Source organism: Pleurocapsa sp. CCALA 161, assembly GCF_003003995.1.
Taxonomy (GTDB): Bacteria; Cyanobacteriota; Cyanobacteriia; order Cyanobacteriales; family Xenococcaceae; genus Waterburya.
Window position 1 is genome coordinate 1 of sequence record NZ_PVWF01000024.1, and the last position, 19,972, is coordinate 19,972.

The 19,972-nt window shown below is 40.5% G+C and carries 18 protein-coding genes; 11 read left to right on the forward strand and 7 right to left on the reverse strand.

Features of this window, described 5'->3' with window-relative positions; all coding sequences use genetic code 11:
• Nucleotides 1-177: 177 nt before the first annotated feature.
• Complete coding sequence (locus C7B62_RS07780; protein ID WP_106234395.1) at nt 178-2,901, reverse strand: UPF0182 family protein; 2,724 nt, start codon at nt 2,899-2,901, stop codon at nt 178-180.
• A 599-nt stretch (nt 2,902-3,500) separates the two neighbouring features.
• On the opposite strand from C7B62_RS07780, the gene C7B62_RS07785 reads away from it, so the two are divergent.
• From C7B62_RS07785 to C7B62_RS07805, 5 genes are all read left to right on the forward strand, one after another.
• On the forward strand, nt 3,501-4,688 hold the full coding sequence (locus C7B62_RS07785) for a glycosyltransferase family 2 protein (RefSeq protein ID WP_106234398.1): 1,188 nt from the start codon (nt 3,501-3,503) through the stop codon (nt 4,686-4,688).
• Nucleotides 4,685-5,626: a glycosyltransferase gene (locus C7B62_RS07790; protein WP_106234401.1), complete on the forward strand. Its 942-nt coding sequence runs from the start codon at nt 4,685-4,687 to the stop codon at nt 5,624-5,626. Before C7B62_RS07785 ends, C7B62_RS07790 begins: the two co-directional genes overlap by 4 nt.
• Nucleotides 5,627-5,684: 58 nt before the next feature.
• Nucleotides 5,685-6,635 carry a sulfotransferase gene (locus tag C7B62_RS07795; RefSeq protein WP_106234403.1) on the forward strand — a complete coding sequence of 317 codons (951 nt, stop codon included), beginning with the start codon at nt 5,685-5,687 and terminating at the stop codon, nt 6,633-6,635.
• A gap of 81 nt (nt 6,636-6,716) precedes the next feature.
• The gene (locus tag C7B62_RS07800; RefSeq protein ID WP_106234406.1) at nt 6,717-7,715 is read left to right on the forward strand and encodes a lysylphosphatidylglycerol synthase transmembrane domain-containing protein; all 999 of its coding nucleotides are present in this window, start codon (nt 6,717-6,719) and stop codon (nt 7,713-7,715) included.
• A gap of 36 nt (nt 7,716-7,751) precedes the next feature.
• A complete protein-coding gene (locus C7B62_RS07805; protein WP_106234408.1) occupies nt 7,752-9,293 on the forward strand; it encodes a hypothetical protein in 1,542 nt (513 codons plus the stop codon).
• A gap of 27 nt (nt 9,294-9,320) precedes the next feature.
• Here C7B62_RS07805 and C7B62_RS07810 read toward each other — a convergent pair whose 3' ends face one another.
• The 4 genes from C7B62_RS07810 to C7B62_RS07830 form a co-directional block, all read right to left on the reverse strand.
• Nucleotides 9,321-9,761 carry a YraN family protein gene (locus tag C7B62_RS07810; protein ID WP_106234410.1) on the reverse strand — a complete coding sequence of 147 codons (441 nt, stop codon included), beginning with the start codon at nt 9,759-9,761 and terminating at the stop codon, nt 9,321-9,323.
• Nucleotides 9,762-9,858: 97 nt separating this feature from the next.
• A complete protein-coding gene (locus tag C7B62_RS07815; RefSeq protein WP_106234413.1) occupies nt 9,859-10,440 on the reverse strand; it encodes an Npun_F5749 family FMN-dependent PPOX-type flavoprotein in 582 nt (193 codons plus the stop codon).
• Nucleotides 10,441-10,745: 305 nt separating this feature from the next.
• Nucleotides 10,746-11,318 (reverse strand): hypothetical protein, encoded by a 573-nt coding sequence (locus C7B62_RS07825; RefSeq protein ID WP_106234418.1) that lies wholly within the window; start codon nt 11,316-11,318, stop codon nt 10,746-10,748.
• A 117-nt stretch (nt 11,319-11,435) separates the two neighbouring features.
• Complete coding sequence (locus C7B62_RS07830) at nt 11,436-12,005, reverse strand: YdcF family protein (protein WP_106234420.1); 570 nt, start codon at nt 12,003-12,005, stop codon at nt 11,436-11,438.
• A 330-nt stretch (nt 12,006-12,335) separates the two neighbouring features.
• Here C7B62_RS07830 and aspS point away from each other — a divergent pair, with 330 nt between their 5' ends.
• The 6 genes from aspS to C7B62_RS07860 all read left to right on the forward strand — a co-directional run bounded on the left by aspS (nt 12,336) and on the right by C7B62_RS07860 (nt 19,595).
• Nucleotides 12,336-14,126: an aspartate--tRNA ligase gene (gene aspS / locus C7B62_RS07835; protein ID WP_106234423.1), complete on the forward strand. Its 1,791-nt coding sequence runs from the start codon at nt 12,336-12,338 to the stop codon at nt 14,124-14,126.
• A 196-nt stretch (nt 14,127-14,322) separates the two neighbouring features.
• Entirely contained in the window at nt 14,323-14,883 is a 561-nt protein-coding gene (locus C7B62_RS07840; RefSeq protein WP_106234425.1) for a DUF3727 domain-containing protein, read from the forward strand.
• A 392-nt stretch (nt 14,884-15,275) separates the two neighbouring features.
• The gene (gene mltG / locus C7B62_RS07845) at nt 15,276-16,361 is read left to right on the forward strand and encodes an endolytic transglycosylase MltG (protein WP_106234427.1); all 1,086 of its coding nucleotides are present in this window, start codon (nt 15,276-15,278) and stop codon (nt 16,359-16,361) included.
• 70 nt (nt 16,362-16,431) lie between these two features.
• Nucleotides 16,432-17,403 carry an energy-coupling factor transporter transmembrane protein EcfT gene (locus tag C7B62_RS07850; protein WP_106234429.1) on the forward strand — a complete coding sequence of 324 codons (972 nt, stop codon included), beginning with the start codon at nt 16,432-16,434 and terminating at the stop codon, nt 17,401-17,403.
• A 221-nt stretch (nt 17,404-17,624) separates the two neighbouring features.
• Complete coding sequence (gene trxA / locus C7B62_RS07855; protein WP_106234432.1) at nt 17,625-17,960, forward strand: thioredoxin; 336 nt, start codon at nt 17,625-17,627, stop codon at nt 17,958-17,960.
• 231 nt (nt 17,961-18,191) lie between these two features.
• Nucleotides 18,192-19,595 (forward strand): anthranilate synthase component I, encoded by a 1,404-nt coding sequence (locus C7B62_RS07860; RefSeq protein WP_106234434.1) that lies wholly within the window; start codon nt 18,192-18,194, stop codon nt 19,593-19,595.
• A gap of 128 nt (nt 19,596-19,723) precedes the next feature.
• Here the strand turns inward: C7B62_RS07860 and C7B62_RS26090 are convergent, their stop codons facing one another.
• Nucleotides 19,724-19,867: a hypothetical protein gene (locus C7B62_RS26090; RefSeq protein ID WP_199194104.1), complete on the reverse strand. Its 144-nt coding sequence runs from the start codon at nt 19,865-19,867 to the stop codon at nt 19,724-19,726.
• Between the two features lie 2 nt (nt 19,868-19,869).
• Nucleotides 19,870-19,959 carry a cytochrome b6-f complex subunit PetN gene (gene petN, locus C7B62_RS07865; RefSeq protein ID WP_106234437.1) on the reverse strand — a complete coding sequence of 30 codons (90 nt, stop codon included), beginning with the start codon at nt 19,957-19,959 and terminating at the stop codon, nt 19,870-19,872.
• Nucleotides 19,960-19,972: the final 13 nt, after the last annotated feature.

The following is a 19,972-nucleotide window of genomic DNA, read 5'->3' on the forward strand; positions in this document are numbered from 1 at the left end:
TACTCAGTATTTTTGCTTATTCTGAGTTTACATCTCAGCCTTTCTTTGTTTCTAATTTTTTCGTCGAACTCACGTTGTTATAGTAGACGTGGGCGCAAATACAGCCCCCATTCGTAAATTGTCAAAGCCTCACAGTTAAATGCTTCTGACTTCTGATTTCTGACTTCTGATACCAAACTAGTCTAATTCTCGCAAAATATCTTGCAACTGTTGTTGATAACGACCATAGTTGACCCAATCTCCTTTTTGTAAAGCTTGTTGAGCCTGCTGATAAATTTTTAATGCCGATTCTCCAGAGGCAGAATCGATCGCTGGAAGATTTGAGTCGGTTAATCCAGGCGGAATTTGATCGAATATCCCAGCAAGAGATTGCTCTAAGCTGGGAGTCATGACTATTTCCGTGTCATAGGCGACGATGACGCGGGTAAGTTCGGGTAATTCTCCCTGTTCGGCACTGAGATAAAGGGGTTGGACATAGAGCAATGAACCGTCGATGGGAATGACGAGGATGTCACCACGAATTACTTTTGAACCTCGTTGACTCCAGAGAGTTATTTGTTCGGCTATTTCTGGAGCTTGATCGATTCTGGCTTCGATTTGAAAGGGACCATACACTAGTTCTTGTTTGGGAAATTCATAGACGTTCAGTTTACCGTAATTAGCACCATCTGAACGGGCAGCCATCCAAGCAATCATGTTGTCGCGGTTGACGGGAGTAAAGGGCAAAATTAAGACAAATTCTTCGCTCTTTTCCCCTGGTAGCTTCATAATCAAATAATCGGGTTCAACTTGCTGTTGTTGATCGCCATCAAGTTCGGTAGCAAATCGCCAGTCGTCTTCACGGTTGTAAAACACCTGCGGATCTTCGACGTGATAGCTTAAGTACATCTTGGCTTGGATTTCAAATAAATCTTGGGGGTAGCGGAAGTGAGCTTGAATTTCGGGCGGAATACTGGCGGTACTTTTAAATAGTTGGGGAAAGATCTTGCGGTAAGTTGCTAAGACAGGTTCATTTTCATCCACTACATAGAATTGCATCGTGCCATCCTTGGCATCTACGACAACTTTTACAGGGTTACGAATATAGTTAGTCTGCTGATCTGTAATTAGTTCGGTTTTTTGTTCGTGTGCCACCGCTTCAGCATAAGGATAGCGATCGCTGGTAGTATAGGCATCAATAATCCACTTTAGTCTGCCGTCAACCACTACTAAATAAGGATCGTTATCGTATTTAAGAAAAGGTGCAGCGTGACGCACTCGTTCACTAATTTGCCGATAGTAATGGATGCGGGAATTAGGAGTAAAGTAGTTAGATATCAAAATTTTTAGACTACCCTGTTCATAGGCATAGGCTAATCTGCGCCACCAGTTACCTAACGGTACTCCCCCCAAGCCATCGTATTTAATAAAGGCATTTTCATCGCCACGGGGATAATCAAACTCAAAGGTATCCATGCCTGTATAGACATAATCTTGAGTTAGTTCGCCATAATAAATCCTAGGTTCTTGAATTTTTAAATCGGTTTGGGATATAGGGGGAATATTTTTGACAAACAGTACGGGTAAGCCGTCGGCAGTTACTTCATTGACAGGATTCATTACCAAGCCATAGCCATGGGTATATTTAAGTCTTTGGTTGACCCAAGTTTTTGCCGAAGAGGGAACTTGAGTATAGTCGAATTCTCTAGCAGACAGCATCACCTGACGATAATCACCGTTTAGAGAATAGCGATCGACATCAACGTCATTAAACCGATAGTAAAAACGGATTTCTTGTAGCTGTCGATAAGTACTCAACAGTGGGCGATCATCCCAAAGACGAATATTGTCGATGGTAGCTTTGTTTTCGCTTAAGACATTGGCATTGGCATTGGCTAAAGAGGCAAGTTGATAATTTTGATTATTTATTTTTTCTAAATCGTAAGCCTGTCGTGTAAACTCAATATTGTGTTTAATATAGGGAGTTTCCTTGGCTAGTTCGTTGGGTTCGACGATAAAACGCTGCTGCAACACAGGATAAGTTCCATTGACTGCGATGAGAATTAAGACATAAACGCCGATGCCATAAACAGGACGGAGCAAACTATTTGACCAGGTAGCAGCAATGAGCCAGATCCCTAGCAAGATGGAAGCAAAAATCATCACCCAGAAGGCAAAGAGACGGGCATGGGTATCGGTATAGTCTGCTCCCCAGACTACTCCTTGAGAAGAATAGAGCAGTTCGTAACGTTCCAACCAAAAATCTACAGCAATATCTAAAGCGATCGCTGCCAGTAGCAAACTAAGATGAACTTTGATAGGTTTGGTAATTAATTTTTGCCATTGCTGTTCAATGACGAGGTTTTTCCACTGCCAGTCAAAGCGCAGAATGCCCTTAAAAACATACACTAGAATGGATAAAACTAATCCTGCAATTAAAAGGGTTAACCACCAGTTTTCTACGTTATCTAATAGAGGTAAGCGAAAGATATAGAAACCCAGATCTTTTTGGTAGATCGGATCGAGACGTTTAAACTCAGTGGTGTTAATAAATCGCGGAAATAACTCCCAGGATACAGCACTAAGATTCGCTACACTTAGAGAAGTAAGGAAAATGACTATAGCAATGAGATAATTAGCAATTTTATGAGTATAAGGCTCAAATTCGCTCGATTCTAAAAAACGAAAACGGCGATCGCCTGTCAGACGTAACGCCAACCAGTAATTAAGACCCAAAAAAACACTATAGATGGCGAATGTAGCCAGCCAAATGCTCACCTGCCAAGCGATTCGCTGCCAAAAAACCGTTCCCAACCCCACCGTTTCAAACCACCAAGACTCAGTGAGCAAATGTACTGCTGCGGAAACTAAAGTTAAAATTGCGATCGTGATGATGAGCCCAAAGGTGATTGCTTTTTGCATGTGCCTGGAAATTAAAGCGCTCAAAGACTGAAATTTATGATGCTACTCTTCAGTATCATAGCTTTTCGAACTGTTTGACAGTATATTTGTTGCTAATTATTTCTAATAACCTCTAGACCAGCTAAAACTTTACTACTAAACGGGTTTTCGTTCACCAGACTTTTACACAAATTAGCTACTTTATTAACATAAGCTTAATCACTATTAAACTTTTTTCTTCTTGTCTATTTCTAACTTATTTTTATTGAAAACAATATTGTCCAAGCGATATCCCTGGTTGTACAAAGCCATGGTTATAACCTGGTCAAAAAGTAAAGAAGTCGATTACAGAAGCTATTTTTTTTTAATTAAAAATAGTCATGAAATTGTAAAAAAGATTGTAAGAAAACCAAAGCTTATGGCTGTGAAGCTTACTGAATACAAAGTTTGGTCAATAGGTATTAGAGTTCATTGCTTCGACTAAGTTGCTAGTTATCTCATATTTTATTTTTTTCAGTTTAGCTATTAATTCAAGCGCATTGAACCAGAGAGTATCTGTAAGCAAAAAACCGTAAAACCAGGTCTAAGACCTTTGAGTAATCATCAAGAGAGGATTAACTATGTTGGGCAACATCAGGGCTAGAGAAACACCAGTGAGTACCAGTTTTGAGCGTACAGAACAGACTAGCGCGCTCGAAGTATCAATCATTATGCCTTGCCTAAATGAGGCAGAAACTTTAGAAACCTGTATCCGCAAGGCTCAGTGGTTCATCACTGAGAACGATCTAGCAGGAGAAGTAATTATTGCCGACAACGGTAGTGATGATGGTTCTCAAGCAATAGCCAAAAGACTTGGTGCTAGAGTAGTAGATGTACCTGCTAAGGGTTATGGTAGTGCGCTCAAAGGTGGAGTGGCTGCTGCTCGTGGGCAATACATTATCATGGGTGATGCGGATGATAGCTATGATTTTAGTAATCTCAATCCCTTCATGGTCAAATTACGCAGTGGCTATGATTTAGTCATGGGGAATCGTTTCCGTGGCGGGATCGAATCGGGAGCAATGCCTTTTCTTCACCGTTATTTAGGTAATCCTGTATTGACTGGCATTGGTAAACTATTATTTGGTAGTCCCTGCAATGATTTTCACTGTGGATTAAGAGGCTTTCGTAAGGATGCAATTACTAATTTGCAGTTGCAGACTACAGGCATGGAGTTTGCTAGTGAGATGGTGGTCAAAGCTACCCTGCACAAAATGCAGATCACTGAAGTGCCTACAACCCTTTCTCCTGATGGTCGCAGTCGCCCTCCTCACCTCAATACTTGGCGTGATGGTTGGAGACACCTACGTTTCTTATTGATGTATAGTCCTCGTTGGCTATTTTTCTATCCTGGTATCTTTTTAATTCTGGGTGGATTATTGGCAACACTATCTTTATTGCCCAGCCCTAAAGTACACAGCTTGCTATATTCTTCCACCGCCATGACAATAGGTTTTCAGATTGTTATGTTTGCCCTGTTTACTAAAGTGTTTGGTATCAGCGAAGGTTTATTACCAGAAGATAAACGTTTAAATAAACTGTTTAACTATTTAAATTTAGAAACAGGCTTGATTGCGGGAACAGTACTGCTGGTTGTGGGGATGGCAGCTTCGATCTATGCTTTTGGTATTTGGGGACAGCATGATTTTGGCTCTCTCAATCCCACAGAAACTATGCCAATAGTCATTCCTGGAGTTACCTGTTTGGCATTAGGCATTCAAGCGATTTTTTCCAGCTTCTTTCTCAGTATTTTGGGTCTAAAACGATGAGTAAGCAACCTTGGTTATCGGTCATAATACCTACCTACAATGGTAGTAAATATTTAACCGCAGCTTTAAATTCTGTGGTGGTGCAGCAAGATGATCGGCTTGAATGCGTGGTAATTGATGATGGTTCGACAGACAATACCCTGACCATTGTCGAAAGTTTTCAGAACCAACTTAACATTAAGTTAATTACTAAAGCACGAGCTGGTAACTGGGTTGTCAATACTAATCATGCTTTGACGGTGGCTGGGGGAGAATATGCCTGTTTCCTGCATCAGGACGATTTATGGATAGAAGGAAGATTAGAGCAGATCAAAAAAGCGATCGCTGCCTATCCTCAAGCTAGTCTATATCTCCACGACTCGGTATTTATAGACGAGCAGGGTAGACCATTAGGTATATGGAGTTGTCCTTTGGCAAATAAACGACGGATTATCTCCGCCGAGGAAATGAGCCAAAAGCTAATCATCCAAAACTTTGTAGCTATTCCTGCCCCTGTGTTTAAACGCTCTGCTGCAATAGAAATAGGGGGGTTAAATGATCGACTTTGGTATACCGCAGACTGGGACTTTTGGCTTAAGCTAGCTGCTTTAGGGAACACCTGTTATATCCCTAAACCTTTAGCAGCCTTTCGAGTACATGGTGATTCGCAGACAATTCGTCGCAGTTCAAGCGTCGCTGAGTTTCGCCAACAGATGCGCTCGGTGGTGGATAAACACGCTCTTAAATCCAATCGAGAAGTTAACAGGGTGGCTTTGTTTTCCACCGAGGTCAATACAACCTTGGCAGCAATAGTTCATGGGGAGTCGACCAATTTAGTAAAACTAGCCCTAGAGTTTGTTTTGCTAGGTCCTACAGGTTGGTGGAGATACTGGCAAGATTCGCGAATTCAAGAGCGTATTTCGGCTCGTCTGAAAGCAAAATTACAGACACAAGGGTAAATTATTAGTTATTAATCATAAGCTATAAGCTTATGCCGAGGTATTAAGCATAATCTTTATGAAGCCTAATTTATTTATTGTCGGGCAACCAAAATCAGGAACAACAGCTTTACATCAGTTTTTGGGACAGCATCCCGAAATATATATGTCGAGCATCAAAGAGCCACATTTTTTTTGTGCTGATTTTCATTTAGAAAGCGATCGCGCCTATGGCAAACAGCGTTTTTATGACTTTAGAAGTGAGTCGGCATATCTCCAGCTATTTAGCAAGGCGAAAAACGTCAAAATTGCGGGAGAATCTTCCACTAATTATCTTTATTCTCAAGTAGCAGCAGAAAAAATTCATAATTTCAATCCTGATGCAAAAATCATTATAGTGCTGCGAGAACCTGCCCAGTTCCTCTATTCTCTCCATAGCCATTACGTTAAGTTTACAGAAGAAAATGAGCCCGACTTTCTCACAGCTTTGGCATTAGAAACCAAGCGCCAACAAGAAGAAGCTCTCAGTCCAAGGGTTACCAGTCCTAGCTATTTATATTACTCACAACGAGTACAGTATTATCAGCAGGTAAAACGTTACCGCGATCGCTTTAAACCAGAGCAAATTAAAGTAATTCTTTTTGAAGAATTTAAGTCAGCAAACGAGCGCATTTTTCGCGAGATCTTAGAATTTTTAGGTGTGCAACCCAACTTTACCCCAGAATATGCAGCGATTAACGTCAATAAAGAAGTTAAGTTTAAAACTATTAATAATTTAATTAATAATCCTGTGGCAAAAAGTATTTTTAAGAACTTACTTTCTCAAGAATTTAATGATTTTGTGCGAGATAAGATTGTCGAAAAACTTCTCTGGCATCAAGCACCCAAAGCAACTATGTCAGAAGCAATTAAACTACAGTTAAAACAACAATATCAACCAGAAGTAGCAAAAATTTCTGATTTACTCCAGTTAGATTTGCTTTCTAAGTGGGGATATAATAATTTGCCAAGCCAAGTAAGTAGTCTCTAATCAAGGAAAATAATGGTTCGTGGAGAGATTGATTTTGATACTTAATAATAATTATTTCACATCTAAAACGTATAAGAGGAAATGCTGAATAAAAAGAATATTATTTCTAGTGTTTTATCTCTAGCTTTAGGGATTTTCTTAGTTTGGCTAATTTTACGTTTTACTGAGGTTGATTTAAACGAAGTTGTTGCTACTTTTTATAGCTTAAATCCTTTATTTGCTGGATTAGCTATTAGTACTCTAATTATCCATACAGTTTTTACCGCCTACAAGTGGGCGCTGGTTACACAAAAGCTAACTCCCGACAATCAACAGCCGTTAAAATTTTATCTGTTTTATACGACCTTAGGCTCTTTGACTATGCAGTTCATGCCCCAATACGTGGGTATGGTCATTGTGCAGAACTTCGCTCTACGGGCGCATAAAATCAGTTCTTTTTCTCGTGGTTTTTTGTCAATCATTTACGATCAGTTTTTTAATATGCTGATTCCGCTACTGCTATTTCCTGCTTCAATACTTTATGTATTGCAATACATTTCTTTGTCGGTAGCGGTTTTTTTGTCCATTACGTTTATTATTGCTACCCACTTTATTATTAATAAATGGCATCGTCGTTTGATATCTTGGTTGATTAAAACTTTAACTTGGTTCAAGCAGTTAAAGTCGGGTAAAAATAAATCTGCCCAACTAGAAATAGGTAGCAGTAGCGACTCAATTTTAGGTAAAGAATTTACCCTTTATTTATATTGGATTTCAGTTGTTCGTTATATAGTTTGGATTGTTCGAGGACTGTTGATTGCGATCGCTGGTGGTTTTAAAATTAAATTATGGGCGGTTTTCTTTGTTACGCCGATTGTTCAGTTAGCCATGCTACTTAGTTTTACTCCAGCCAACTTAGGCTTTATGGAGTTTAGCTGGATTGGTCTACTCGAACTGTTTGATGTGCCAGGACAAGCTGCTGTTCAATTTTCGCTGATGCAGCGTTTTCTCTACGTGGTGGCGGTGGTCATTATGCTCGCGGTGTTCGCTGTAGTTTCCTTTGTGGAGCGATTTTCCCTTTTCTCTTCTAAACAAAATTAAAAATTAATTAGTATTAATAGTTATTGTTTATTCTTAATGTTGAATCTTGCCACTAAAGAACGATCAAAACAGCACCGAATAGGGCTAGAGATAATTTTATCTGGCGTTGCCTTGGTTTTAATCGTCGCAATCTTGCTCAAGGCAGTCTTAGATGTTGATAACAACTACGATCCTGGCTGGTATCATATTCCTTTTGCTGGCAGAATTTGGGGGATTTTGCCCAGATCGATGTTTATCGGGGACGAGAAATGGTTTGAGCCACGCTTTGACGGTTTTCCTCTATTAGCCCACTTCCTTCAGGGTTTTTTCTGGCGCATTACTGGAAGGATGCAGTCAACTAACCTAGTCAGTTTTCTGTCGGTAATTGGCTACTTATTCTTTCTCAAAAAATTCTTTCGAGTTCCTCTTTACCTTTCGGCGATCGCCTTATTTTCAATTCCCTTAGTTCTTACCCATGCTAGTACTAGCTTTGTCGATTTACTGGGCAACATCGGCACCTCAATTCTGGTAATGATGAGCTATCGCTTTTATCAAAATCAGCAGTTACCCACAAAGAGTGAACTGTTTGTTGCTTTTTTAGGAGCGGCGATCGCCGTCAATACTAAAACCCAGCTACAGCCTTTGGTCTTTGTCATCCTAATTATCACAGGGATTAGGCTCTGTTGGCTATGGCGACGACACCAAGTAGCTGTTAAACAGTTAATTAAAATAGTAACCGTTGCTTTACTCGCCAGCGTCATTATTTTTGCCAGCCCGATTAAAAATACAGTTTTATATGGTAACCCCCTCTATCCGATCAAAATACAGATAGCAGGAAAAGTACTCAACCACAAACTTAGTCCTGAAGCCTATGAAGAGGGTAATCGTCAGCTTAATTGGCTTAAATCAGTGTTAGACATTAATACCCCAATAGCCTGGACTGCCGATCAGTGGAGTGACGAGGTGGAACGTAATCGTCGGGGAGGTTTCTTTGGCGCATATGTATTGTTTAATTTTTTGCTACTGCTAGGATTTTTCGTACGCGAATTAATTCAAAACAAATCTGTGCCTAAAAGCGATCGCTCTCAATCAGCAAAGTTAGCCTTGTTAACAGCGATCGCCATGTCTCTCCCTCCGCTTAACTTTCCCCAATCCCACGAATTGAGATACTTCATGTACTGGATGATTTCTCTGGTATCTCTCAATCTGTCTTTGATTGCCTTACCCAAAAACAAGCTATTGGCAAAATGGTTGCAACCCAAATATATGGGTTTAGTCTACGTTATTTTTCTCACGATTGTCTTGGTCAAGACTCAAGGTTTCTATGTCAAACCATCGTTAATAACTGAGGATCAATACGTCAATTCTGGGGTTAAGCAACAATTTTTGAGTAAAATCCTGCCTGACGAAAAAGTTTGTTTGATCAGTAAACATATTGGCAAAAATGTCAAAAGAGAGCCGATTGTCGCTTTGAAATATGTGTTTGCCTACAGTTCTTATTTCCATCCTGAAAAAAACTATGATTACTCAATTCAAGCCGCTTTAAAACCAGAATCTTGTGGGGATCGCAAAATTATTCCGCTTTATTTTCAGAAATAAGTTGAGAACAATAGCAATAATGAAAAATCAATCAAAAGCTGCCTTTAAATAATCTTTAAGGGTTAGCTGATGGCGCTCAACTATAATTGCTTGACCAATTTTCAAATGATTAATTTGGTCAAAATTAAAATTAGCTTTTGCTGTAGCGTTACAGGATTGATAACTCACTAGTCCCACATCAAAGCGACAGGGTAATTCAGCCAAGTCAGGATGTTTACTTAAGAACAGAGATGCAGTTTGAATTAACTTTTGCTGTTTAGTAGCATTGATCGACAGCAAACCATCGACATCCCAATTATAAGCACTGCGGGTTTTAACCTCAACAAAAGCGATCGCCCCAGTCGGATCTTGAGCAACTAAATCAATTTCTCCCCAGCGACAACGCCAATTATATTCTAGTAGCTCGTAGTTCCTAAGTTGTAGCCAGCGAGCTACTAACTGTTCCCCTAACGTGCCGATTGCTTTCATGAGAACTGATTACTGATACTGACAGAATTGGTGGGCATTATTCAAATAGATTGATAATTTGACAATCAAGACAATCGCTATAATTTGCTGAGTACATTTAAGGATTAACTGTTTGATGTGTCCAAGTTTGCTCGGCTTGCAGAGTATATAAGCAACGTTGTTGAGGATCGCCTTTTAGTTGGAGATGATCGACTCTTTCGGGAGTTAATAGTAATAAACAAAAATTAGCCAGAGGATCATTAGCGTCTGGAGGCTCTAGTTCAAATGCCGATTTATCTGACATGGGTTGAGCAGGATCTGGCCAAGTAAATTGCGATCGCGCTGAGTCAGAAAGTTCATACCAAGTTATTTTCCGTGCTTTTTGTAAATTAAGATCAGTTTCTGCCACAGTAATTAATTGAAGCTTCCCTAAGATCCTAAACTGTTCGCGAGTTTTCGTAAAATACCAACAAACTTCAGCTAAGGGTTGATGCTCAATGTCTTGAATTTTGGCACTACGAGCATCAGTAATTATTTTCAGCCGATTTTGTTCGTCATCGAAAAAGCCTCGAAAAACCACAGTACGATTAGCAGGATAGCCTGCTGAGTTAACGGTAGCTAACTGAAAATAACGAGAATAGGGTTTAGAACGGTTGCGGTGAATAGCACTAGAAAGTGGCGATCGCCAAGGAGCAAGCATGGGCAATGAGCAATGAGCAATGAGCAATGAGCAATGAGCAGTGAGCAATGAGCAATGAGCAATGAACAATGAGCAATGAGCAATGAACAGTGAGCAATGAGCAATGAGCAATGAACAATGAGCAATGAGCAATGAACAGTGAGCAATGAACAGTGAGCAATGAACAGTGAGCAACACATTGTAGAGTGTGCGTTGTCAATCAGAATAACAAATACCAACATTTATGGTATTGTCTACCAGTCATTATTTTGAGTATTTATGCCCGTCATTTTGGGTAAATCGAGATAACCAGTAATCAGTAATTGTTATCCTGTGGATAGATAAAAACGGAAATAGCCAAATAGATAAAATAAATCGATCGCAATTACAATTCCTTGTGTCCAGGAGGAATGCAGCCAACTCAGCACCAGCGGATTTACTCCTAATACTAATGCCATCTCAATAAAAGCAACGATTCTGCCGTGGTGATTAACATCCCAGTAAGAAAAGGGACTGATGAAACGGTAGTTGCTCAAAGGAAAAAAGTGTCGATGAGCATCATCATGATGCACGGGAAGATCCAATAAAGAATGACAGACTAAACTAACACATAAAATTATCCCTGGTTTATAGTCAAGGCGATAAAAAATAGCAGCCCCGATCAGCGCCACAGGAATCGAATGGAACAAAGCCACTGTGTTTTGCCAGACAGGTTCGTAATAAGCCTCTGACCAAATTTTGCCTTCAGGCATTTTATAGATAAACTTGGCAACAAAGTAGAAAACAAATATTGGCAGATCGGGTAAAATTGCGCCGATTGCGATCGCTAAATGATCTTTAGGAGCAATTGTCTTTCCTAGTAAAGCTAGATTAAGAATATAGTGACCAGGAGTATTCATCTATGGTGTTTAGATAGCTAATTCAGATCAGACTTATAGTAGCTTAATGTGCCGTTTTGTAGTTTTTTTATACTAAATTAGTAATCAGTCCTAAAGGATAAGCTTCGCAAATAATTACTAATCGGTAATCAGCCAAAAAAAGGCTCTTACTCCATCCCGCACAGTCTTTTCGATAGGTTCAGGTGGATTTTTTGAAGGCACAGAGATGGGTTGAAAATTAATTCCCCGACTACGCAGCACTATGTCGCCAATGACTTTTGCTCGTTGCATATGGTTTTCTGAGGTGATGAGATATACGCTGTCTATTCCCTGAGTTTTCAGCTCATCCACTAAAGTCGTAAAATTAGTGACAGTATCGCTAGCTCTGTAATCAAAATGAAGGCGATCGCTTTTAATTCCTGCATTCTGGAAGATCTCTTGTGCATATGCTTGAGGACTACCAGAAGAAATCCAAATGGGTAGATCGGGGTGTTGTTGAGCTAATTGAGCTGCATATCGTTCTCGCTCTTCATGCCCCCCCAAAACCAATAAAGCTTCGGGACTGGAGGTTATTTTAAGATGAGCTGGTTTAAATCCGACGCAGAGGGATGTTGCCACAACGGAGAGCGAAAATAAGTATTTAAAATTGCTGGCTCGATTGAGATTGGTTAAATTGGGTTCTGTTTTTGGGGAGAAACGAAATAACATAAGTACAATAAGATTCGGCTCTAATTGCTTGCAGGATAGCTCGTGTAGTGTCTTGCTGAAAAGTGCTGCTGAAATAGATCATCAGTACTGAGTACATATGAAAATGCGATTGCTAATGATACACAATTTCTGGAAAAACTATGAATAAACTCAATCCATTGTATGTAGCTTTGTTTTAGATGTCTCGTATCTAAAGCATTATTTCTGTATAGTCTGGACAAAAATTGAGCCAGCGATCGCTTTAAGCGATTAAAAAATAAACATGAGGGGGACAGATTTTGTTACTCTTAGAGACGCTGTATTTTACTTAATTACTTTAGCTACTTGGGCATGAGAACAAATTACTGTGGCGAATTGCGACCGGAACATATAGATCAAACTGTTACTATCTTTGGCTGGGTAGATCGTCGTCGTGACCACGGAGGAGTTATTTTTATTGACTTGCGCGATCGCACTGGGACAGTCCAGATTGTCAGCGATCCTCAACGTACTCCCCAATCTTATGCTAATGCTGAATCGCTTCGTAGTGAATATGTAGCCAAGATTGTAGGGCGAGTTAGCCAGCGTCCCCCAGAATCACTCAATGATCATCTACCGACAGGACAAGTGGAGATCTATGCTGAATCCATTGAAGTCCTCAACGCTGTGAGCAAGCAACTTCCTTTTCAGGTTTCTACTGCCGATACGGAAACTGTTGGGGAAAAATTGCGCCTCAAACATCGTTATTTAGATTTAAGGCGCGAGCGCATGGCGAAAAACCTTCAGTTACGTCATCAGGTAGTTAAAGCAATGCGACGTTTCTTAGAAGATGAACAAAACTTTATGGAAGTTGAAACACCGATTCTGACTCGCTCAACTCCTGAAGGTGCGAGAGATTATCTTGTGCCATCAAGGGTCAATCCTGGAGATTGGTATGCCTTGCCTCAGTCCCCCCAGTTATTTAAGCAACTCTTAATGGTATCGGGATGCGATCGCTATTATCAAATCGCTCGCTGTTTCCGTGATGAGGATTTACGCGCCGATCGACAGCCAGAGTTTACTCAGCTAGATATGGAAATGAGTTTCCTCTCTCAAGATGAAATTATTGAACTTAATGAAGGGTTAATCAGCCACATTTTTCAAAAGGTTAAGGGGATTGAATTAAATACACCATTCCCCCGCATTACTTATGCCGAATCGATGGCTCGTTACGGTACAGATCGTCCTGATACTCGCTTTGAGTTGGAATTAGTCGATGTCTCTGATATTGTGCAAGATTCTGGCTTCCAAGTTTTTTCAGGGGCGATCGCCAGTGGGGGGCAGGTGAAAGTATTACCTATTCCTGGGGGCAATGATGCCATCTCTAATGTGCGGATTAAACCCAAGGGGGATATCTTTAATGAAGCCGTGACCGCAGGGGCAAAAGGGATTGCCTATATTCGCGTGCGGGAAAACAACGAAATCGACACTATTGGCGCAATTAAAGACAATTTGAATGAAGAGCAAAAACAGGAGTTATTGCGCCGTACTGGAGCAAAACCAGGGCATTTACTCTTATTTGGTGCAGGAGACACCGCCACTGTCAATAAATCTTTAGATCGTCTCCGTTTATTTATTGCTCAAGAAATGGGCTTAATTGATAACCAGCAGGTTAATTTAATCTGGGTGACAGAATTTCCTATGTTTGAATGGAATGCCGATGAGAAACGTTACGAAGCACTCCACCATCCTTTTACTGCGCCTTATGCTGAAGATCGAGCCGATTTAACTACCGCAAGAGCGCAGGCTTATGACTTGGTATATAACGGAATTGAAATTGGCGGAGGTAGCTTGAGAATCTATCAAAAAGATCTTCAAAAAGAGGTGTTCAAGGCAATTGGTTTATCTGATGCGGAAGCCGATAACAAATTTGGCTTCTTACTGGAAGCTTTTGAGTATGGCACACCTCCTCATGGAGGGATTGCCTTTGGCTTAGATCGTCTGGTAATGCTACTGGCAGGAGAAGAATCAATTCGAGATGTGATTGCTTTCCCCAAAACCCAACAGGCTAGCTGTCCTTTAACTAATGCCCCTGCTGCGGTAGATAAGAAGCAGCTTAAAGAACTGGAAATTGCTTCAACTTATAAACCCAAGCAGGATTAGAAAGTTAACCAGGGGAAACAGTGAAGAAGAGTTCAGAGTTAATTGACTACTGCCCTGTTTTCTAACCGACTCGTTTTTTACTGCTGAAAAAATGGTATTCTGTAGTCTAATATAAACGTATCAATCAGCCTGATTAAGGAGGCTTTGAGCCTATTGAAAAGTTTATTATTTAGCAAAATTTTATAGCTTAAAAACTATGCCATCATCTGAGTTTAACCACAACGAACAATATGACGAGGAAACTCTGACAATTGTTGACGAGGATGGGCGATCGCTTCCTTGCTACATTGAACAATCTTTGGAAGTAGATCATCTGACTTATTTGTTACTAGTGCCTGTTGATATTCCTGTAATTATCATGACGATTAATCAGGATAGCGAAGATGAACTAGAAGCAGCGGTACTGGATGACGAAGAGGCGATCGCCGAAATTTTTGACAACGCCAAAGCGGTGTTGGCCGAACAAAATCTTTATTTACACCACACTGCCTATACTTTGACGGCTACGGGAGAATTACCCCCGATTGAAGAAGAGCAGGTTTTAACTCTCGACAGTGGCGAAGATGATGATGAAATCGAGGAAGAATTGCAGTCTTTGTGTTACTTTTTTCATGCCGACCAGAAATACGGGATTTATACGCCTTTAACTCCTCTGTTGTTTTTTGCGCGATACGATGCAGAAAATCGTTTGGAATTGGTTTCTCCAGATCAAGAAAACTTACTGCCAATTTTAGAAGAATTGTTGTCGGAAGAGTAGTTTTTCGCAAAAAATGGTCAGTTCTATAGTCATTTCACATAGAAACTAAAAACTAAACTAATAGTACAAGCTGGCAAATTTGTTGTACAGCTTCTGAGACTAAATCCGCTTGGCAAAAGTAATGTTTAATTTCTGCGTAAAAATTTGGTGAGGAAATCAGAATAACTAATAACTAATACTTATTACTCATTACTCGTTACTCAATTTTTTAAGTTACTTATATGAACCTGATTTAGTATGACTTTTAACTTCCATCACAGATATACCGCAGTATCTTATGGGCATCAATTAGATTGAAAACAGACAGTTCTAAAAAACCAGGGTAAGATCAGACCCAGCTTTATTTTTATAAGCCCATGATTAATGATTTAACTTAGCTAGATCTATTTAAAATGACTGCTCAAAAAAAGCGTAAAAAGCAAACTGCTCGCACTAAACCTAACATAAGCTTGGCGCTCAAACTTATCCCAATAGCTTTGGGCGTGGCTGCTCTTTTGGGTTGGGTTGGCTGGAAAAGTGCCATTGCTCCTGTTGAGGCGAACAGCAATGGCAAACCACAACCAGTTCAATTTACTGTTAAGCCTGGAGTTTCAGGAAATGAGATTGGTGAACGCTTGGCTGATGCTGGTTTAGTCAAATCTGTTAATGCTTGGAAGCTGTGGACTAAGTTCAAGCAAGCCAGCGACTCTGCTGGTGGCTTTAAAGCTGGCACTTATCAATTGTCTCCCGAAGAATCTTTAACTGATATTGCAGGCAAGATTTGGGATGGCAAAATCATGCAGGTCAACTTTACCATTCCCGAAGGTTGGTCAACCATGCAAATGGGTAAATACTTTGAATCTCAAGGTTACTTTAGCGCTGCCAAGTTTGCCGAGGCGGTTAAAAACATACCTTACGACAAATATCCTTGGCTTCCCCAAGGTCTACCAATCTTAGAAGGATTTTTATATCCCGATACCTATAGAATATCTAGCGATTTGACCAACGATCCTCAAGCAATTATCAATACTATGCTGACTCGTTTTGAAAAGACAGCTTTGCCAGTTTATGAAGCAGCAAAACCAGATATGAGCTTGTTAGATTGGGTTACTCTCAGCAGCATTGTTGAGAAAGAAGCTGTAATTGCCAAAGAGCGTCCCTTAATTGCTGGAGTTTTCACCGCTAGGCTGGCTCAGGGAATTAAGCTAGAATCAGACCCCACGGTAGAATACGGCTTAGGGATCAGACAGACAGCAGATCAACCTTTAACCTATGCTCAAGTAGGAACTCCTTCTCCTTATAACACATATATGAATAAAGGCTTAACCCCTACTCCCATCGCTGCGCCTGGTTTGGCGAGTCTTAAAGCTACCTTGAACCCAGAAGATACTAATTACCTCTTCTTTGTCGCACGTTATGATGGTACACACGTCTTCAGCAAAACTTTAAGTGAGCATGAAGCAGCAACTAGAGAGATTCGTCGCCAGAGAAATCAGTGAACAGTGATCGATGATCAATGAACAGTGATTAAATTAATCCCTAGTTTTCATTTTTTCTCTGACAAAAGACATGGATTTATTGCGATCGCTTCCAATTGGTTCTTATTTAGAACAACCCGTAACTTGGCTACACAAGGTCGATCCCAGAGTTAAATTAGCCTGGCTCATGACTTTTTTAATTGCGCCTGTACTGGCTAATCCCTGGTGGCGCATCATCTTGGCAGGGTCATTAATCTTGTTAACTGTTGTTGCTGGAATTCCATTTCGTGTCTGGCGTAAGCAAATCGGCTGGTTGTTGTTATTATGTACCTTCTTATTTTTATTTGGTAGCGTTGCTCCCGATACTTTGGCGGTAGAACATCAGCCGAGAATCCCACCCTTTTGTGCTGATTTAAAAGCTGATCCTCAAATAGCCACTAATCATACACCTGACACTTCAGCATTCTTATCATCTGACTGCAATTTGTTACCAAATGCCAGTAACTATCGCTACGTTTACTTTGATCGACCAAAATTTGGTTTTATTCCCCGCCTGACAATTACTCGTCGTTCTTTAGACATAGCCATCAAGATTTCAACTCTTATTTTTACGTTAATTTATAGTACTAGCCTGTATCTTCTAACGACTGCTCCTGAAGAGATTACCGCAGGCTTAGAAGATCTCATGAGTCCCTTGAGTCGCTTAAATCTACCCATTGCGGAAATTACTTTAACCTTGACTCTTTCTTTGCGCTTTATTCCTTTGGTGCTAGAAGAAGTACAGAATCTAGTACGTTCAATTCGCACTAGAGCGATCGACTGGAAAAAACTGGGGTTGCGTCGTAGCGCTCAACTGTGGTTAATTGTTTCGGAAAAATTGCTCGAAAATTTATTGCTGAGAGCGGAACAAATTGCCACAGCAATGGACGTTCGCGGTTTTACTAGTCCTAACGAGCATAAGGTTCAATGGCATCAATTGAAGCTGAGGTGGCGCGATTGGATCGCTTTAGGCGTTTTAATTCCCTTTTGGTGTGCGCGGTGGTTTATTGGGGGAACGTATTAAGAGTTAGGAGTTCTAAATTTGATTTGTTGGGTTTCGTCCCTCAACCCAACCTACCAACCTACAAAATCGGCGATCGCACTATTTGGAACGACTAGAACGTTAAAGAATATATTTGTTGCTTCACTTGAAGGTTTAATATTAGTAAAGATATTACCAATAAAAGGCTAAAAGCTTTTAAAAAAAATAGTTCAAACTATCTATCTTAGTTAATAAAAATAAAAATGACTGACCAAGCCAAAGCAAATTATGTCAACGAAAGTGAATTTAATCAGCTGCTGACGGATGAAAAGTTGGTGGTTGCTGACTATACGGCTAGTTGGTGTGGTCCTTGTAAAGTAGTTGCCCCTCTAATGGATCAGTTAGCTACAGAGTATGGCGATCGCGCTACCGTCGTCAAAATTGATATTGACGAGAACAAAGATAATGCTAAAAAATATGGGATCAGAAGTATTCCAGCAGTCTTGGTGTTTCGCGATGGAGAAATGGTAGAGAGTTTCTTTGGTAGCAAACCTTACGAAACTTATAGCAACATTCTAGAAACCCAGTTAAAACTTTGAAGTTTATTAGCGAGGCATAATGTGTGCGATCGCGAAGCGTATACCCATTCGGGTACGACGCGAAGGACGGACGCGCCAGCTAATCCTTTAGGACGAGCTGGCGAGCTAATCCTTTAGGGCTAGTCCTTTAGGGCAAGGGCTTGGAGTCTAATCGCTTTTTTCGCCTCCATAGCTTTTTAAATAATCTTAGTGAAAATTTAGTGAAGAGTTGATCGCTATTTAATCCCATTCATGCTTATCAAAGAAGTAATACAGCCAGTGAAACCGTGGCAATGGCGATCGCTGACTCTTAATCATCGTACTGCTTCAGAAGTTTTTACTGCCTTATTTCTTGATGAGCCAGTTGCTACTCTGCTCGAAAGTCCAGGCACAATCGAAGATTTAGAACAACCACAATTATCACGTTATTCAATCTGTGCTGGTGCGCCTCGCCTGAGAGAGGGGGAATCTCAATTATGGACACCGAAAACTGGTGAAATTTTATCTTTTCTACAGTCATTACTAAAGCAGCCTACGAGTGATAATTTTCAGGTGGCTCATTTACCCTTTACTGGTGGTTGGCTGGGTTGGCTGGGTTACGATCTTGCTTGGGAGATTGAAAAATTACCCAAACTCAACCAGGATACTTTACCCTTTCCCGTCGCCTATTGGTATGAGCCAGATTGCTTTGCCGTATTAGACCATGTAGTTCAAACTTTATGGCTGGCTGCTGGTGATTTTGAGCAGTTAGAAAACTTGGAAGCCAAACTTGCTGCATTTAGACCCTGTCAAGAAATTGCGCCAAATACCCCAACAACATCTATTACTTTCTTAACTAATCAAGAACAGTATCAAAACTCAGTCAAACGAGCCAAACAGCACATACAAGCAGGAGATATTTTTCAGGCTAATTTATCCTTGAGATTTCAAACTAGTACAACTCATGATAGCTGGTCGATCTATCAGCAGCTACAGAAAATTAATCCTTCTCCTTTTGCGAGTTATTGGCGATCGCCTTGGGGAGATGTGATTAGTTGTTCTCCTGAAAGATTAGTACAGTTAGAAGGCAATATAGCTCAAACTAGACCCATTGCGGGAACAAGAAGAAGAGGAGGCGATTACCAAAGCGATCGCGCTTTAGCAGCAGAATTACTTGCTAATACCAAAGAACGAGCCGAACACATTATGCTAGTTGATTTAGAACGGAATGATTTAGGACGAGTATGTCAGTGGGGTTCGGTTGAGGTAGACGAGCTATTGGTAATTGAGCGCTATAGCCATGTAATGCATTTAGTCAGCAACGTTAAAGGAATTTTAAACAGCGATCGCGATGCCATCGATTTGATTCGCAGTGTCTTCCCTGGAGGCACAATTACTGGTTGTCCTAAGGTACGCTGTATGGAACTGATTGAAGAACTAGAACCAGCGCGCCGTAGTCTCTTTTATGGTTCTTGTGGCTATCTCGACCAACGAGGAAACTTAGACTTAAATATTTTAATTCGGACTTTGCTTTATGTACAATCTGATGACAGCGACATCGCTCAAGTATATGGGCAAGTTGGGGCAGGGATAGTTGCCGATAGCGACCCAGAACAAGAGTGGTACGAATCTTTAAATAAAGCAGAAGCTCAAATCGCAGCTTTACAAGGAAAGTAAGCCGTTTTTTAACTAAACAACCTGAAAATTTGCCCTCTTATCTTTAAAACAGCGGGGACACTAAAAATAGTATCCCCATTATTACAAATATTGCTTTTTGTTAAGCTGGCTAAGATGTTCGGACACTTTTAAAGCCCGCCTCGCTTATCCCGCCCTTGACGACGGCGATCGCGCCACTGAACGACGGAAAGATAGCCAACTCCTAAACTCAATAGCCCTAGAATGCCTATGGCGACTAGAAACAGAGTATTTAGTAATTGATTTGTTTCCACGACTAAAATCCGTTACGACCCCAAACAACCATTGCGATCGACCAGGAAAATAAAGCTAAGATTGTGACCCAGCCTAAAGTTAAAATATCCATGCTTTGTATCTTT

Coding starts and splice junctions, on each gene's coding strand:
- C7B62_RS07780 (WP_106234395.1), bottom strand. CDS start 2,901: ATGCAAAAAGCAATCACCTTTGGGCTCATCATCACGATCGCAATTTTA.
- C7B62_RS07785 (WP_106234398.1), top strand. CDS start 3,501: ATGTTGGGCAACATCAGGGCTAGAGAAACACCAGTGAGTACCAGTTTT.
- C7B62_RS07790 (WP_106234401.1), top strand. CDS start 4,685: ATGAGTAAGCAACCTTGGTTATCGGTCATAATACCTACCTACAATGGT.
- C7B62_RS07795 (WP_106234403.1), top strand. CDS start 5,685: ATGAAGCCTAATTTATTTATTGTCGGGCAACCAAAATCAGGAACAACA.
- C7B62_RS07800 (WP_106234406.1), top strand. CDS start 6,717: ATGCTGAATAAAAAGAATATTATTTCTAGTGTTTTATCTCTAGCTTTA.
- C7B62_RS07805 (WP_106234408.1), top strand. CDS start 7,752: ATGTTGAATCTTGCCACTAAAGAACGATCAAAACAGCACCGAATAGGG.
- C7B62_RS07810 (WP_106234410.1), bottom strand. CDS start 9,761: ATGAAAGCAATCGGCACGTTAGGGGAACAGTTAGTAGCTCGCTGGCTA.
- C7B62_RS07815 (WP_106234413.1), bottom strand. CDS start 10,440: ATGCTTGCTCCTTGGCGATCGCCACTTTCTAGTGCTATTCACCGCAAC.
- C7B62_RS07825 (WP_106234418.1), bottom strand. CDS start 11,318: ATGAATACTCCTGGTCACTATATTCTTAATCTAGCTTTACTAGGAAAG.
- C7B62_RS07830 (WP_106234420.1), bottom strand. CDS start 12,005: ATGTTATTTCGTTTCTCCCCAAAAACAGAACCCAATTTAACCAATCTC.
- aspS (WP_106234423.1), top strand. CDS start 12,336: ATGAGAACAAATTACTGTGGCGAATTGCGACCGGAACATATAGATCAA.
- C7B62_RS07840 (WP_106234425.1), top strand. CDS start 14,323: ATGCCATCATCTGAGTTTAACCACAACGAACAATATGACGAGGAAACT.
- mltG (WP_106234427.1), top strand. CDS start 15,276: ATGACTGCTCAAAAAAAGCGTAAAAAGCAAACTGCTCGCACTAAACCT.
- C7B62_RS07850 (WP_106234429.1), top strand. CDS start 16,432: ATGGATTTATTGCGATCGCTTCCAATTGGTTCTTATTTAGAACAACCC.
- trxA (WP_106234432.1), top strand. CDS start 17,625: ATGACTGACCAAGCCAAAGCAAATTATGTCAACGAAAGTGAATTTAAT.
- C7B62_RS07860 (WP_106234434.1), top strand. CDS start 18,192: ATGCTTATCAAAGAAGTAATACAGCCAGTGAAACCGTGGCAATGGCGA.
- petN (WP_106234437.1), bottom strand. CDS start 19,959: ATGGATATTTTAACTTTAGGCTGGGTCACAATCTTAGCTTTATTTTCC.